Annotated in this window: 14 protein-coding genes; 6 read left to right on the top strand and 8 right to left on the bottom strand. The window is 52.0% G+C overall.

The features are described 5' to 3' along the window. Nucleotides 1-52: 52 nt before the first annotated feature. The 6 genes from rbfA to ABNT34_RS16080 all read left to right on the top strand — a co-directional run bounded on the left by rbfA (nt 53) and on the right by ABNT34_RS16080 (nt 6,270). A complete protein-coding gene (gene rbfA, locus ABNT34_RS16105; protein WP_348733425.1) occupies nt 53-487 on the top strand; it encodes a 30S ribosome-binding factor RbfA in 435 nt (144 codons plus the stop codon). A gap of 2 nt (nt 488-489) precedes the next feature. Further along, a complete protein-coding gene (gene truB / locus ABNT34_RS16100) occupies nt 490-1,416 on the top strand; it encodes a tRNA pseudouridine(55) synthase TruB (RefSeq protein WP_348733423.1) in 927 nt (308 codons plus the stop codon). Between the two features lie 107 nt (nt 1,417-1,523). Further along, the gene (gene rpsO, locus ABNT34_RS16095) at nt 1,524-1,793 is read left to right on the top strand and encodes a 30S ribosomal protein S15 (protein WP_031568361.1); all 270 of its coding nucleotides are present in this window, start codon (nt 1,524-1,526) and stop codon (nt 1,791-1,793) included. A 269-nt stretch (nt 1,794-2,062) separates the two neighbouring features. Next, a complete protein-coding gene (gene pnp, locus ABNT34_RS16090; RefSeq protein WP_348733422.1) occupies nt 2,063-4,189 on the top strand; it encodes a polyribonucleotide nucleotidyltransferase in 2,127 nt (708 codons plus the stop codon). Continuing rightward, the gene (gene nlpI / locus ABNT34_RS16085) at nt 4,170-5,123 is read left to right on the top strand and encodes a lipoprotein NlpI (protein WP_348733421.1); all 954 of its coding nucleotides are present in this window, start codon (nt 4,170-4,172) and stop codon (nt 5,121-5,123) included. The genes pnp and nlpI overlap by 20 nt, the downstream gene beginning before the upstream one ends. Further along, the gene (locus tag ABNT34_RS16080; protein ID WP_348733420.1) at nt 5,107-6,270 is read left to right on the top strand and encodes a hypothetical protein; all 1,164 of its coding nucleotides are present in this window, start codon (nt 5,107-5,109) and stop codon (nt 6,268-6,270) included. Before nlpI ends, ABNT34_RS16080 begins: the two co-directional genes overlap by 17 nt. On the opposite strand, the gene ABNT34_RS16075 is transcribed toward ABNT34_RS16080, so the two are convergent. From ABNT34_RS16075 to mrdA, 8 genes are all read right to left on the bottom strand, one after another. Continuing rightward, on the bottom strand, nt 6,251-6,604 hold the full coding sequence (locus ABNT34_RS16075; protein ID WP_348733418.1) for a PilZ domain-containing protein: 354 nt from the start codon (nt 6,602-6,604) through the stop codon (nt 6,251-6,253). The genes ABNT34_RS16080 and ABNT34_RS16075 overlap by 20 nt on opposite strands. Nucleotides 6,605-6,706: 102 nt before the next feature. Beyond that, nucleotides 6,707-7,672, bottom strand: a complete 966-nt coding sequence (gene lipA, locus ABNT34_RS16070) for a lipoyl synthase (RefSeq protein ID WP_348733417.1) — start codon at nt 7,670-7,672, stop codon at nt 6,707-6,709. Nucleotides 7,673-7,677: 5 nt separating this feature from the next. Continuing rightward, a complete protein-coding gene (lipB, locus tag ABNT34_RS16065; RefSeq protein ID WP_348733728.1) occupies nt 7,678-8,307 on the bottom strand; it encodes a lipoyl(octanoyl) transferase LipB in 630 nt (209 codons plus the stop codon). A 90-nt stretch (nt 8,308-8,397) separates the two neighbouring features. After that, entirely contained in the window at nt 8,398-8,676 is a 279-nt protein-coding gene (gene ybeD / locus ABNT34_RS16060) for a DUF493 family protein YbeD (protein ID WP_348733416.1), read from the bottom strand. 114 nt (nt 8,677-8,790) lie between these two features. After that, complete coding sequence (locus ABNT34_RS16055) at nt 8,791-9,948, bottom strand: D-alanyl-D-alanine carboxypeptidase family protein (RefSeq protein ID WP_348733414.1); 1,158 nt, start codon at nt 9,946-9,948, stop codon at nt 8,791-8,793. A gap of 45 nt (nt 9,949-9,993) precedes the next feature. Then, the gene (locus ABNT34_RS16050) at nt 9,994-10,926 is read right to left on the bottom strand and encodes a septal ring lytic transglycosylase RlpA family protein (RefSeq protein WP_348733412.1); all 933 of its coding nucleotides are present in this window, start codon (nt 10,924-10,926) and stop codon (nt 9,994-9,996) included. Between the two features lie 125 nt (nt 10,927-11,051). Beyond that, nucleotides 11,052-12,167 (bottom strand): rod shape-determining protein RodA, encoded by a 1,116-nt coding sequence (gene rodA / locus ABNT34_RS16045; protein ID WP_348733410.1) that lies wholly within the window; start codon nt 12,165-12,167, stop codon nt 11,052-11,054. Further along, nucleotides 12,164-14,389: a penicillin-binding protein 2 gene (gene mrdA / locus ABNT34_RS16040; protein ID WP_348733408.1), complete on the bottom strand. Its 2,226-nt coding sequence runs from the start codon at nt 14,387-14,389 to the stop codon at nt 12,164-12,166. The genes rodA and mrdA overlap by 4 nt, the downstream gene beginning before the upstream one ends. Between the last annotated feature and the right edge of the window lie 3 nt (nt 14,390-14,392).

Below are 14,392 nucleotides of genomic sequence, written 5' to 3'. Positions count from 1 at the left end.
AATGAAGCAGGGGCCAGCGGCCCCTGTTTGTTTCTGATTTCAGGTGAGTATTATGGCAAAAGAATTCAGCCGGGTTGACCGGCTCGCCCAGCAAATGCAGCAGGAAATGGCGCTCATTTTGCAGCGGGAAATTAAAGATCCACGGTTACATACCATGATCACTGTATCTGACGTCGATGTGTCCAAAGACCTGTCGCACGCCAAAATTTATGTGACTTTCCTTGGCCTCGAAGCGGACAAAGTCAAGCAAAACCTCGACATCCTGAACGATGCCAGTGGTTTTATCCGCAGCCTTATCGCTAAACGGATCCAGGCGCGGATCGTGCCGACCGTGCGTTTTTACTTTGATAAGTCGCTGGATGAAGGCATCCGGATGGCGAATCTGGTGGAAAACGTGCGTAAAAGCGACGAGCAAAAACGCGTCGCTGCGGGTCAGGAATTGGATCCAAGACCTGGTGCTGAGACCAAATCTGACGAAGAAGAATAAACATGGCGCGTCGTATCGTTGACGGCATTTTGCTGTTGGATAAACCGCTGGAAGTGTCCAGTAACGGCATTCTACAGCGGGTGCGCTGGTTATATCAGGCAGAAAAAGCCGGTCACACCGGCGCTTTAGACCCGCTGGCGTCTGGTTTATTGCCAATCTGTTTTGGTGAAGCGACCAAATTCAGTCAGTTTTTGCTCGATACCGACAAAACTTATGAAGTCAGTGCGCGTTTTGGCGTACGCACCGACACTTCAGATGCGGCCGGCGAAATCATCAGCGAAAAACCGGTTAACTTTGATTTGGCACAGTTACAGCAGGCAGTTGAAAAGATGCGTGGACCGCAGCTGCAGGTGCCAACGATGTTTTCCGCGCTGAAGTATCAGGGCCAGCCGCTGTACAAATATGCCCGTCAGGGCATCACAGTGCCGCGCGACGCCCGGCCCATTAATATCTTCCGCTTTGAATTACTCGATTTTGACGGTAAGGACGCCCGATTTATCGTGCATTGCAGCAAAGGCACTTATATCCGCACCTTGATTGATGATCTCGGCGAAACGCTGGGCAGTGGCGCTTATGTCACAGCGCTGCGTCGGACTCAGGTTGGGCCTTTTCAGGCCAGCCAGATGCTGACGGATGAGTTGCTGGCGCCGCTGAATCAGGCACAGGATTGGTCGGGTCTTGATGCATTGTTATTACCGATGGACTATGCGCTCGCCGGTTTGCCGCGCCTGACATTAGAACCTGCTGCGGTGAAACGTCTTCGCCATGGCCAGACGGTCTTGCTGACCCCCGAGCTGCTGGTAATGATGCCGGCAGGGCCAAACGATGCCATTGCGCTTTATGACGAACAGCAAAGTTTTATCGGTGTAGGGATGCAGGACGGTGCTGAACTCAAAGTGCGTCGTTTACTGAATACCGCGAATAGTTAAGATAGTTGTTGTACTGAGCGCGAGCTGTGTTAGAATGCGCGCTCATTTTTGGTCGTAGGCTGGATTAGTGCCTGGCTGCGGCTGTATTTCATATCCTGGAGGATACTATGTCACTAACTACTGCAGAAAAAGCAAAAATCCTGGCTGACTTCGGTGCAAACGCTGCCGATTCAGGTTCAACTGAAGTTCAGGTCGCTCTGCTGACTGGTTCTATCAACAAGCTGCAACCACACTTCGCTGAACACAAACACGACTTCCACTCACGTCGTGGTCTGCTGCGGATGGTTTCTCAGCGTCGTAAACTGCTGGATTACCTGAAGCGCACTGACTCAGCACGTTATGCAACACTGATCGAGCGTTTAGGTCTGCGTCGTTAATCGACCTGCTAAACCAATAAAAAAGGAGCTAAAAGCTCCTTTTTTTATGGCCGCAATATTTTAACCACCCAGAGTGCGGCGAATTTTTCCGATCCCCATTTTACTGCGACAAAAAGCCCGGCTTTTTCCTGTTGCTGCCCGGTACTGAACTATCTTTTCCGCCTGTGAAACAGCTATACTGTGCCGCGCAATATCGAGCCAAAAATATACCGCGTAAAAGGCCCAGCAGGGCCCTGATCCACGCGTACAAGACAAAGGAAAAATATCAAGTGAATCCTATCGTAAAATCATTCCAGTTTGGTCAGCATACCGTCACTTTAGAAACAGGTGTCATGGCCCGTCAGGCTGACGGCGCAGTATTAGCCAGCATGGGCGATACCGCTGTTCTGGTCACAGTAGTTGGTAAAAAAGAACCAAAACCAGGTCAGGACTTTTTCCCGCTGACTGTAAACTACCAGGAAAAAATGTATGCTGCCGGCCGTATCCCTGGTGGCTTCTTTAAACGTGAAGGCCGCCCAAGCGAAGGCGAGACTTTAACTTCACGTCTGATCGACCGTCCAATCCGCCCACTGTTCCCGGAAGGCTTCACCAACGAAGTTCAGGTCATTGCAACTGTGGTTTCTGTTGAGCCGGACATCCAGCCGGACATCATCTCTATCCTTGGTACTTCTGCCGCACTGGCGATTTCAGGTATCCCGTTTAGTGGCCCGCTGGGTGCTGCCCGCGTCGGTTATATCAATGACCAGTACGTGCTGAACCCGTCTGAAACCGAACTGAAATCAAGCAAGCTGGACCTGGTTGTCGCCGGTACTGCTAACGCGGTATTGATGGTTGAATCTGAAGCTGAAGTGCTGTCAGAAGATGTGATGTTAGGTGCAGTGGTGTATGGTCATGACCAAATGCAGGTTGCTATCAAAGCTATCGCTGAATTCGCTGCTGAAGCCGGCAAACCAGCCTGGAACTGGGTTGCTAAACCGAAAAATGACACGCTGATTAGCAAAATTGAAACGCTGTCGACAGCTGCTGTTGGTGAAGCATACCGCATCACTGAAAAAGCCAAACGTTACGAGCGCATTGGCGCTATCAAAGCTGAAGTCTTTGCGCAAATCAAAGCTGAACTGGCCGAAGGTGAAAGCTTCAACGAAACTGAAGCCGGCGAAATTTTCCATAACCTGGAATCAAAAATTGTCCGGACCCGCATCATTGCCGGCGAGCCACGTATCGATGGTCGCGACAACGAAATGATCCGTGGTCTGTCAGTGATGACAGGTTTACTGCCACGCACACACGGTTCTGCACTGTTCACCCGTGGTGAAACACAGGCACTGGTCACTTGTACTTTAGGTACAGCCCGTGACGCACAAACAGTTGACGACCTGCTGTCAGACAAAACTGACAACTTCCTGTTCCACTACAACTTCCCTCCGTTCTCTGTTGGCGAAACCGGTATGGTCGGTTCACCAAAACGCCGCGAGATCGGTCACGGTCGTCTGGCAAAACGTGGCGTAGCTGCAGTGATGCCTGATTTTGACGCCTTCCCGTACACAGTGCGGATGGTATCTGAAATCACTGAATCAAACGGTTCAAGCTCTATGGCGTCTGTGTGTGGTTCTTCGCTGGCACTGATGGACGCTGGTGTACCAATCAAAGCGTCAGTTGCTGGTATCGCTATGGGTCTGGTGAAAGAAGGCGACAACTTCGTCGTACTGTCGGATATTCTGGGCGATGAAGATCACCTGGGCGACATGGACTTCAAAGTGGCCGGTACTACTGCGGGTATCACTGCACTGCAGATGGATATCAAGATTGAAGGTATCACCAAAGAAATCATGCAGATCGCGCTGAAACAAGCCAAAGCAGCCCGTATCCACATTCTGGGCGTAATGGATTCTGCAATCAGCACGCACCGCTCAGAACTGTCTGAGCACGCGCCACGCATCTACACCTTACACATCAACCCGGAGAAAATCCGTGATGTGATCGGTAAAGGCGGCGCTGTGATCCGTCAGATCACTGAAGAATCAGGCACCACCATCGAAATCGAAGATGACGGTACTGTTAAAATTGCCGCTACCAACAGCGCAGCTGCTGGTATTGCTATCGCGAAGATTGAAGCCATTACCGCTGAAATCGAAGTGGGCGCAGTGTACGAAGGTGAAGTGGTGCGTATCGTTGATTTCGGTGCCTTCGTCAACGTACTGCCAGGTAAAGATGGTCTGGTGCACATTTCACAAATCTCTGATGAGCGTGTGAACAACGTGGCAGAACACCTGCAACTGGGTCAGAAAGTGAAAGTGAAGGTACTGGAAGTAGACAAACAAGGCCGTGTCCGTCTGTCTATCAAAGAAGCCAATGCAAAACCGGGCGAGGCTGCCCATGCCGAAGCAGTTAACTAAGCTGCTGTTGGTGCCACTGCTGCTGAGCGCAGTAGTGGCGTTACCTGCCTGCCAACTGGCGCCCAAAGCGCCTGTTGGTGTCCTCGTTGAAAACCCGCTTGAACCAGAACCGCTCGCTGCGCCATTTCGCACTGAAATCGCCATTGCGCGCATCAGTGAAATGCTGCAAAACGCTAAAATGTCGGACGCCGAGCGTGGCCGTTTGCACTATGACCGCGGTGTGATGTATGACAGCGTCGGGCTTGCTGCGCTGGCGCGTTATGATTTTATGCGTGCTTTGCGCCTGCAGCCTGATATGGCGGATGCCTATAACTTTATGGGCATTCAGCACACGCTGAGCGGTGATTATGAATTGGCTTACGACGCTTTTGATTCCGCACTCGAACTGGAACCCAAGTATCAGTACGCCTATTTAAACCGTGGTATTGCTTTGCAGTATGATGGAAAACTGGCGCTGGCGATCAGTGATTTTCAACAGTTTCAGGCGTTAAAACCGGATGATCCATATCGGAGTCTTTGGTTATTTTTAGCCGGAGCCGAACAGTCGGAGCCGCAGGCACTGGCTTTATTGGCGAAGCAACAAGCGGCGCTGGATAAAAAAGCCTGGTCCTCACAGATTGTGGCGTTTTATCTTGGTCAAATCAGTGAAACCGAGCTGTTAAAGCTCGCCAGCACTGATGCCACAGATCCGAAGCAACTCGCCGAACAACTCTGTGAAGTGTATTTTTACCTGGCGCGCTGGCATGCGCTGAAACAGAACCCGACACAAGCGGCCTTGTACTTTAAAAAGTCACTGGCGACCAACGTGTATGAGTTTGTTGAACATCGTTACGCCCGGCTCGAGCTGGATCGGTTGCGTCAGGCCGTCATTGAGCAGGCTGGCTCTTCGGATCAGGCTGAAACGCAGGAACAGACGGATGCACATCAGCATTAAGCTGTGGTGTCAGGTTAAAAAAAGCCGGCTCGCTGGCTTTTTTTTATTTGCGCTGCTGTTGGGCTGCCAACCACAGCCCGCACCTGAACCGGGCGCACTGGAATTAAGCAGAGCCCAACGCTCGTTACAGGTAGGCCTGCCGATCAAAGCAGCCGAGCAGCTGGCTACCGCTATCAGGCAAGGTCATCCTGAGGCCGTCACCCAGTGGCTGGAACTGACAGGGCCGCAGCTTGGCCCGTTACAACAATACCAACAGCTGCAGGCATGGTCAGTGGCCCCGCTGTCATCTGCGCAGGCGGTGCGTTTAGGCTTATGGCACGACGCAACTGTGACGCCGCCGGCCCTGACCGCCAGCACGGCGCAAGCCGGTTGTAAGCTGACCGTACAAGCTGTGCTCAGCACCGAAGCATCGGTCGCGCATTGGCAACAGTTGCAGCAAGACTGGCCACAGTCTGATTTTGCGCCGCTACCAGTCTGCTTTTTGGCGCCGATCTTCGTCGATAGCCGCGACCTGCGCTGTACAGAGCAGGCAGAGCAGCGCATTGCCTGTGATCCTGCCCGCCTAAGTGAAATCATGCAGCACAGCAAGGCACAAATTCTGCTGGTTGCCGCCGGCCGTGGCCAGGCCAGCTTTAACAATGGCTGGTTGCAATTGCCGGAGCAGTTTTCACCGGCGTTGTTCCGACATGAATTCAGCCATGCTCTGGGGTTTATTGATGAGTATCCGTTGCCGGCAACAACGGCGACAACGGAATGTGCACGCACCGACGTTCTCGCGAATTTGTTGCTGGAGACAGCCGATGCCGGCCGTTATGCCAGGCATTGGCAGCTTGATGTGCAGGACTTGCAGTTAACGCCGGTCGAGACTTGCCGTGCAGCCGGCATTCAGGCGTGGCGCCCGGTGCAGGCAGACAGCCATATGCAGCATTTTGAACTGGCAGTACCGGCTTTATATCAGCGGGTGATGCAACAACAGCTCGCGCAGGCCGCTTTGCTGATGCCGGTACAGTATTATTTTGCTTATCTGGCGCGCCAACAGCAGGATATGCAACGTTGGCAGCTGTTGATGGGGCGTGCGGCCGCATTTGGTTATCCGGCCGCTTTGGAAGCGCTGGAAGCCGCAGGGCCTAGTTTGACAGCTCGCTGAGTTCACGGCTGAGCATTTCGGCGTCACCGAGATTCAGCTCTAATAACCGGCGCAAATGACTGGCACTTTCAATATCGATACGCTCACAGCGCAGGCCTATAGTGGCGTCATGTAAGTGAGCAATGCTGACATCCATTTCTAACACCAGCTCAGATTGGTCCAGCTGAAACTGTAATTGCGCCTGTTCACCGACCAGCCCTTGAAAATCGGTGGGGCGCTGTACCAAGGCACCTTTTAACGACAGATCCAGCACCTGAGTGAAGAAGTTCTGGCCCTGAAAACGCAGAGTGGCCTGATTGTTATACAAAATACGGCTGAACTTACGGTGGTCCATGACAGCTCCTTGAGAAACGTTAAAAGCATAAGCTGTTTTAGCGAAAAAAAACAGGCTGTTGTGATACAGCCTGCTTTGGAACAACTTCAGCCTGATTAACTGCTAACTGATATCTTCACCGGCGGCCTGGCGGTCGGCATGATAACTCGAACGAACAAATGGGCCTGAAGCGACATGCTTAAAGCCAATCTCATAACCGATGCGTTTGATTTCATCAAACTCTTCCGGCGCCATATAACGTTTGACCGGTAAGTGGTGTTTACTCGGCTGCAGGTACTGACCAACGGTCAGCATATCAACGTTGTGGGCGCGTAAGTCTTTCATCACTTCAATGATTTCTTCGGTGGTTTCACCAAGGCCTACCATCAGACCGGATTTGGTTGATACTTCCGGATGCGCTTCTTTGTAGCGACGTAACAGTTCCAGCGACCATTTGTAGTCCGCACCCGGCCGCGCCAGTTTGTACAGACGTGGTGCGGTTTCCAGGTTATGGTTAAACACATCGGGCGGCGTTTGGGTCAGAATGTCGAGTGCTGTGTCCATGCGGCCACGGAAATCAGGCACCAGCACTTCAATTTTGATTGTTGGCGTTTCGCGGCGGATAGCACTGATACAGTCGGCAAAATGCTGGGCGCCACCATCACGCAGGTCATCACGGTCGACGGAGGTGATCACCACATACTTCAGCTTCATATCTTTGATAGTCAGTGCCAGTTTTTCCGGCTCTTCGGCGCTTGGTGGCAGCGGACGGCCATGCGCTACATCACAAAACGGGCAACGGCGGGTGCAGATCGCGCCCAAAATCATAAAAGTCGCAGTACCGTGATTAAAACATTCAGTCAGATTTGGACAAGACGCTTCTTCACAGACCGAATGCAGGCCATGCTTACGCAGGGCACCTTTAATTTCATCGATACGTTCAGAGCTTTTTGGTAATTTGATTTTGAGCCAGGCCGGCTTGCGCAGCATTTCGGCTGGTTCGGTTGGCAATACTTTTACCGGGATTAAGGCCATTTTGTCAGCATCACGCAGTTTGACGCCTGGCTCCATACGGGCAGTTTTGGTCATCTGTACTAAAACCCTGTTAATTCCTGAAATTCACTGACATTCAGCAGGTTAATCAGCTGAGCACTCAGTTGCTGTTTTGCCTGTTGTATCGACACAGGCCCGCCCAAATCTTTACTTTGTACCATTTGCATGCCGGCATAACCGCAAGGGTTAATACGGGAAAAGGGTGATAAATCCATATCGACATTCAGCGCCAGACCATGGAAGGTACAGCCTTTACGTACACGAAGGCCGAGTGACGCCACTTTTTTTTCATCGACATAAACACCAGGTGCATCAGCCTTGGCATAAGCCTCTACATCATTTTGCGCCAGTGTAGCAATAATGCTGTGCTCAATCAGGTTCACCAGTTGGCGTACTCCTAAATTGCGGCGTTTGATATTCAGCAACACATAAGCCACCAGTTGGCCCGGACCGTGATAAGTGACCTGACCGCCGCGGTCGACCTGTACTACCGGAATATCGCCCGGAAACAGCAGATGCTCGGCTTTGCCGGCCTGGCCCTGAGTGAACACCGGCGGATGTTCCAGTAACCAGATTTCGTCGATAGTATCGTCGTCACGTTGATCGGTAAATTGCTGCATCCGTTGCCAGGTCGACGTGTAATCCACCAGACCTAAATCGCGGATGATCAGAGCATCAGAACAGGGCAATAGGCAATCCTCGGCTGAATTCTGGCTGATAAGGCCGGCGCATTATAAGGTGTTGGCCGGCTTGCGCGAGTGTTACATGACATAGCGGACCAGTTCGAGCCTGCCAAGTTCGGTATACAGCAGTTCGATATGGTCTTTGTCCCGCACCACAACCGACACAGATACTGAGTGGTAGTTACCTTTACTGGAAGGTTTAACCGTTGGTGCGTAATCGTTGGCACCGGCATGTTGATGCAAAGTTGCAATCACCTGCGGCACCAGATCTTCGTGGGCCAGCCCCAGCACCTTAAAGGTAAAAGCGCAGGGAAACTCCAGAAATTCGTCAAATTTGGTATCTTTAACCACAGTCACCACAGCACACCTCTTGCTCTTAGCAGGGAACAGCGAAAAAACGGGCTCTATTCTAACAAAAAGTCCCGGGCTGTGCCGGGACTTTCGTCAGTACGCTGAAATATCTGCGGTCTGTTATTGCAGCTGCATCTTCACATAATCAACCAAGCGGCCAAAAATGCCTGCCTGCTCAATATCTTCCAGTGCAACCAGCGGATACTCAGCAATGTCAGCGTCATTTAACTTCAGATAAACAGTACCAACCACCTGACCTTTAGCAATAGGCGCCACCAGTTGCTGGTTCAGTTTGAAGTCGGCTTTGATGTTTTTACGCTGGCCACGTTGCAGCGTGATTGGCGTTTCGCTTAACACACCCAGGCTGATATTCTCTTTGACACCTTGCCAGACCCGTTGCGATGCAAACTCTTCACCGGCTTTGTATGGCGAGAAAGTCTCAAAAAAGCGGAAGCCATAAGTCAGTAATTTTCTGTTTTCAGCTTCGCGGGCTTTGGCGCTTTCAGTGCCCATCACCACTGAAATCAGCCGCATGCCGTCTTTAGTGGCTGAGGTGATCAGGCTATAGCCGGCTTCTGAGGTGTGGCCGGTTTTGATGCCGTCAACATTCAGGCTTTTATCCCACAACAAACCATTGCGGTTGTATTGTTTGATGCCATTAAACACGTACTCTTTTTCGGAGTAAATTTTGTACTCTTCCGGTACGTCGCGGATTAATGCTACCGACAACTTTGCCATATCGCGGGCAGTGGTTTTCAGTTCAGGGTCCGGATAACCGTGTGAGTTGGTGAAATGGGTATTATCCATGCCCAGACGTTTGGCATGGGCATTCATCAATTCTGCGAAAGCACCTTCAGTACCGGCGATATGTTCTGCCATCGCCACACAGGCGTCGTTGCCAGACTGGATGATAATGCCGCGGTTTAATTCTTCAACGGAAATGGTTTTACCCACTTCGATAAACATCTTGGATGAGTCGGTGTATTTCTTCGCCCAGGCGTTTTCACTGATCGTGACCTGATCGGTTGGTTTGACATTGCCGTTTTTGATTTCGGTACCGATGACATAGCTGGTCATCATCTTCGTCAGACTGGCCGGCGCTAAAGACGTGTCGGCATTGCCTTCAGCCAGCACTTTGCCAGTGTGAAAATCAATCAGGATAAAACCTTTAGCAATCACTTCCGGTGGGGTTGGGGTGATTTGGACAGCCTGGCTGTGCGCGAAGAAACTAAAGCAGCTGAGGCTGGTGGCGAGTAAAAGACGACGATACTGATTCATGAGACTCTTTCTTATTGTGCTAACAGGTTAATTGGATTGGGCTTTTCAGCCACATAAACTCTTATTGGTGAAATATGCCTGCGGATATTCACCGGAACGCACTGTGTCCAGCACATGTTGCGCATTGCCCTGCAACGGGCCGGCTAGCAGCCGGAACAGGCCGTTGGCATTTTCAATGGCTGTAGGTACGGACAATTGCTGTTGTAATTCGTTCCCTAAACGCTGCACTTTGGCTTTATCGCTGCTGGCAATCAGCTGGATAAAACAGCCATCGGCACTGCTGGTACTGGCCAGCTGCGACGAAGCGGCCGGACGTGCTGGCGCATTAGATGCTGCTGTAGTGCTGCTGCGTGCCGGCACAGTGGCTGGCGCGCTGGTCGCCGGGACATAAGGCCGCTCAACAAATTCATTGCTGCTGCGGCTTGGCCGCTCGCTTGGCGTCACTGGCTGATAAGGAATGTCCGGCAGTTTGGCAATAGGGGTGGCAAAACTTTCCTGTGACGCCATCGCCGGGGATGAAATCAGTTCCAGCTTCACGCGGCCGGTGCCGCCCGGGAAAATACCCAGTTTATAGGCGGCCGAGTAGGACAAATCGATAATACGGTTGTCGTGGAACGGGCCGCGGTCGTTGACCCGCACAATGGCCGTGCGGTAGTTGTCGAGATTGGTCACCCGCACATAGGAGGGCAGAGGCAAGGTTTTATGCGCCGCCGTCATCGAAAACACATTGTACACTTCGCCGTTTGACGTCAGATGGCCGTGAAACTTGCTGCCGTACCAGGACGCGGTGCCTTGTTCCTCATATTGCAGAATGTCGGTGCGCGGTGAGTAATTCACACCATAAATGTTATAAGGTTTGTTACCACCGCGGCTTAGCGCTTCAACTGTTGGTTCCGGGTCGCGTAATTCGTCTTCGGTCGGCAGGCGTAGCGGAATACTGTCTTTGTCCTGCGAATAACGGCCGGCATTCGGGTCCATATTGTCGCGCAGCCCACTGTCGGTCGACTCCGGCGCGCTGGAACAAGCTGCAAGAAAAACGGCAAGAGCGATAACGGAAACTGTTTTGCCGGAGCAAGGGAGATGAAAAATTCGGGCGCTGTGCTTCATGATTGTTTTGCTAACATCCGTTTGTGGGTACTGATCGACATCAGAATGCCAAAGCCGGCTAATAAAGTGACCAATGAGGTGCCACCATAGCTGATGAGCGGCAAAGGCACGCCAACTACCGGCAGGATACCAGATACCATGCCGATATTTACAAACACATAGACAAAAAACGTCAGCGTGATACTGCCGGCCAGAAATTTGCTGTAATTGTCCTGTGCCTGGCTGGCGATGATAAGGCCACGGCCGAGAATAAACAGATAAATCGCCAGCAGGGCTAACACACCCATCAGGCCAAATTCTTCCGAATACACCGCAAAAATAAAATCGGTATGGCGCTCTGGTAAAAATTCCAGCTGTGACTGGGTGCCATGCAACCAGCCTTTGCCTTCAATGCCGCCGGAGCCAATCGCAATCTTTGACTGGATGATCTGAAAGCCTTTACCGAGTGGATCGCGCTCTTCATCCAGCAGCGTCAAAACACGCTGACGCTGGTAATCATGCATCAGAAAATTCCACAAAATCGGAATGAATCCGGCGATAAGACCGGCGATCACACCGATGATTTTCCAGCTCATGCCACTGAAAAAAATCACAAAAACCCCGGCGACACACACCAGAATCGAAGTTCCGAGATCAGGCTGTTTGGCGATCAGTAACGTCGGTACCAGACAGATCACAAAACCAACCAAAATATCGCGGATGCGCGGCGGGATAGGCTGATTGCCCATATACCAGGCGACCGCCATCGGCACTGCCAGTTTCATTATTTCTGAGGGCTGAAACTTGGTAAAGCCAAGGTCCAGCCAGCGGGTAGAGCCCTTGGCGGTATAACCGAAAAGTTCAACCAGCACCAGCATCACGACGCCAAAGCAGTACAAAGGCACGGACCAATGTTGGTAAGTTTTTGGATTAACCTGGGCGAGGCCAAACATGACAACCAGGGCAAAACCAAGCCGTGCCGTCTGCTGTTCCAGCTTAATTAAATCCTGACCATCAGCGCTATACAGCGTAACCAGACCAAGGATTGTGGCGGCCAATATACCAATCAGTAACGGCAGGTCGATATGCCAGCGTTGCAGGCGGTGTGTGGTGTTTTCCAGAAAACTGTTCATAAGCGGCCTCCACTTTGCGTGCCGGTGGCATTGTTGCCGCTATTTTGCTGTTGACCTTGCTGCTGGCCTTCTTCGTCCAGCTGAGGTGCCGGTAAGTCTTCAGGCTCCGGCGTGTCAATTACCGGGGCGGCGTTTTGTGGCTGACTGCGGGCCGGCACATTATCGGAGCTGACTTCAGTATTGGCTGGTGCAGGGGCAACAGGGGGAGCGGCTTTGCTCTCACTGGTTTTTTGTGCGGCCAATTCTTTTGCCGCTTTTTCCCGCGCCGCTTCTTCGGCATAACGTTGTTCACGCACCATCATGGCTGCAGCGCGTTCGGCCTGCATTTTTTGTACTGTGGCGCGGTCTGGCAATTGCGGCTCGTTGTATTGCGGCGAGAAATAATAATCCATCAGCTGGCGTGCGACTGGTGCGGCATTGGTGCCTCCGCCGCCACTGGCAACGTTTTCAACGATGACTGAGATGACAATTTCCGGCTTGTCATGCGGCGCATAACCAACAAACAGCGCATTGTCACGATGGCGTTCGCTGATGTTACTGGCTTTGTACTTTACACCGGCGGCGATATTAATGACCTGGGCAGTGCCGGTTTTACCGCCTGCGGTGTAGGGCACTCCGATGAATGCGCCATGCGCCGTGCCGCCTTCCTGAACAGTGCGGTACATGGCTTCGCGTGCGATGGCCCAGTTTTGTGGATTGATGACTTCGATGACCTGTTCCAGCGGTTTTAACAGTGAGGTTTGTTGCTCAGCATTACGAAAGCTTTCGCCAAGCCGTGGTGTGATACGAGCGCCGTCATTAATCAGCGTCGAGGTAGTCAGGGCAATTTGCAGCGGCGTGGATTGCCAGTAGCCCTGGCCGATACCGATGTTAATGGTGTCCCCTGGTCCCCAATTTTGTTTGCGCCGGACTTTTTTCCATTCACGGCTTGGCATCAGGCCAGATGTTTCTTCACCGATATCGATGCCGGACAAATGGCCGTAACCGGCCTTCTGCATAAAATCAGAAATGCGGTCGACGCCCATTTTGTACGCTAAATCATAGAAATAAGTGTCACAGCTTTTGATGATGCCGGTGTAAACATCGACATAACCATGGCCCCATTTGATATGGTCGCGCCAGGGCCGGCTGACTTTTGGCAAACGGTAAAAACCAGGGTCAGGCACCCGGGTGTGTTCAGTGACAATACCGGCTTCAAGGCCTGCGACCGCCATCAGCGGTTTCACCGTCGAGGCCGGTGGATAAACACCTTGTGTCATCCGGTTCACCAAAGGCCGGTCCGGTGAATTCAGCAACATCCGGTAGTTTTTGCCGCTGATGCCGTGGACAAATAAATTCGGGTCATAAGAAGGGTTGGAATAAAACGCCAGAATACCGCCGGTGCGCGGGTCCAAAGCGACGATAGCGCCGCGGTTTTCCCCCAGAGCTTCCTGCGCTTTTAACTGTAAACCTAAGTCCAAAGTCAGATATAAATCGTCGCCGGAAACCGCTGGTTGTTCGCGCAATGTGCGGATCACCCGGCCACGGTTATTGACTTCCACCTCCTGAAAGCCAACGGTGCCGTGCAGTTGCGCTTCGTAATATTTTTCAATACCGATTTTACCGATGTCGCGTGTAGCAGCGTAATTTGGGCTTTGGCCGTTTTCTTCAATCTGTTTAAATTCTTTGTCGTTAATTTTGCCGATGTAGCCGAGGCCATGCGTCAGCAAATCACCGTATGGATAATGCCGGGTTAAACGTGCTTCTAAAGTGACGCCTTTGAGCTTGTGCAGATGTACAGCGAGGCGCGCCACTTCCTGTTCGGTCAGTAGTTCTTTTAACGCAATACTTTTAAACCGGCGCTGTGCTTTGACCTCTTTAAAAAAGTCCGCTTTTTGTTCTGGGGTGATCTCGATGATAGCGGCGATTTGTTCGACCGTGGCAGCCAGGTCCGGCACTTGTTCCGGTACCAGTTCTATCGAATGCACCGGCGCATTTTCTGCCAGTAAAGTGCCGCGCCGGTCGAAAATCATGCCGCGGTTGGGCGATAAGGGCACCAGCTTGATGCGGTTGCCGTCGGCGCGGGTCGAGTATTCTTCGTAGCGCAGCACTTGCAGGTTATACAAATTGGCGATCAGAATGCCAAAGCACAGCAGAATAAAACCAAAAGCAAACAGCGCCCGGCGGTTAAACAGCAGCGTTTCAAAAGCAACATCGGCAATGGCAATACGGCGTTTTTGCATCCG

This window comes from Rheinheimera texasensis (assembly GCF_964031785.1).
Classification (GTDB): domain Bacteria; phylum Pseudomonadota; class Gammaproteobacteria; order Enterobacterales; family Alteromonadaceae; genus Pararheinheimera; species Pararheinheimera texasensis_A.
The sequence above is the reverse complement of the archived record's forward strand: the minus strand, read 5'-3'. Positions and strand labels throughout refer to the sequence as shown.

Coding starts and splice junctions, on each gene's coding strand:
- ABNT34_RS16050 (WP_348733412.1), bottom strand. CDS start 10,926: ATGGACCCGAATGCCGGCCGTTATTCGCAGGACAAAGACAGTATTCCG.
- lipA (WP_348733417.1), bottom strand. CDS start 7,672: ATGACCAAAACTGCCCGTATGGAGCCAGGCGTCAAACTGCGTGATGCT.
- nlpI (WP_348733421.1), top strand. CDS start 4,170: ATGCCGAAGCAGTTAACTAAGCTGCTGTTGGTGCCACTGCTGCTGAGC.
- truB (WP_348733423.1), top strand. CDS start 490: ATGGCGCGTCGTATCGTTGACGGCATTTTGCTGTTGGATAAACCGCTG.
- rpsO (WP_031568361.1), top strand. CDS start 1,524: ATGTCACTAACTACTGCAGAAAAAGCAAAAATCCTGGCTGACTTCGGT.
- rbfA (WP_348733425.1), top strand. CDS start 53: ATGGCAAAAGAATTCAGCCGGGTTGACCGGCTCGCCCAGCAAATGCAG.
- ABNT34_RS16080 (WP_348733420.1), top strand. CDS start 5,107: ATGCACATCAGCATTAAGCTGTGGTGTCAGGTTAAAAAAAGCCGGCTC.
- ABNT34_RS16055 (WP_348733414.1), bottom strand. CDS start 9,948: ATGAATCAGTATCGTCGTCTTTTACTCGCCACCAGCCTCAGCTGCTTT.
- rodA (WP_348733410.1), bottom strand. CDS start 12,167: ATGAACAGTTTTCTGGAAAACACCACACACCGCCTGCAACGCTGGCAT.
- mrdA (WP_348733408.1), bottom strand. CDS start 14,389: ATGCAAAAACGCCGTATTGCCATTGCCGATGTTGCTTTTGAAACGCTG.
- ABNT34_RS16075 (WP_348733418.1), bottom strand. CDS start 6,604: ATGGACCACCGTAAGTTCAGCCGTATTTTGTATAACAATCAGGCCACT.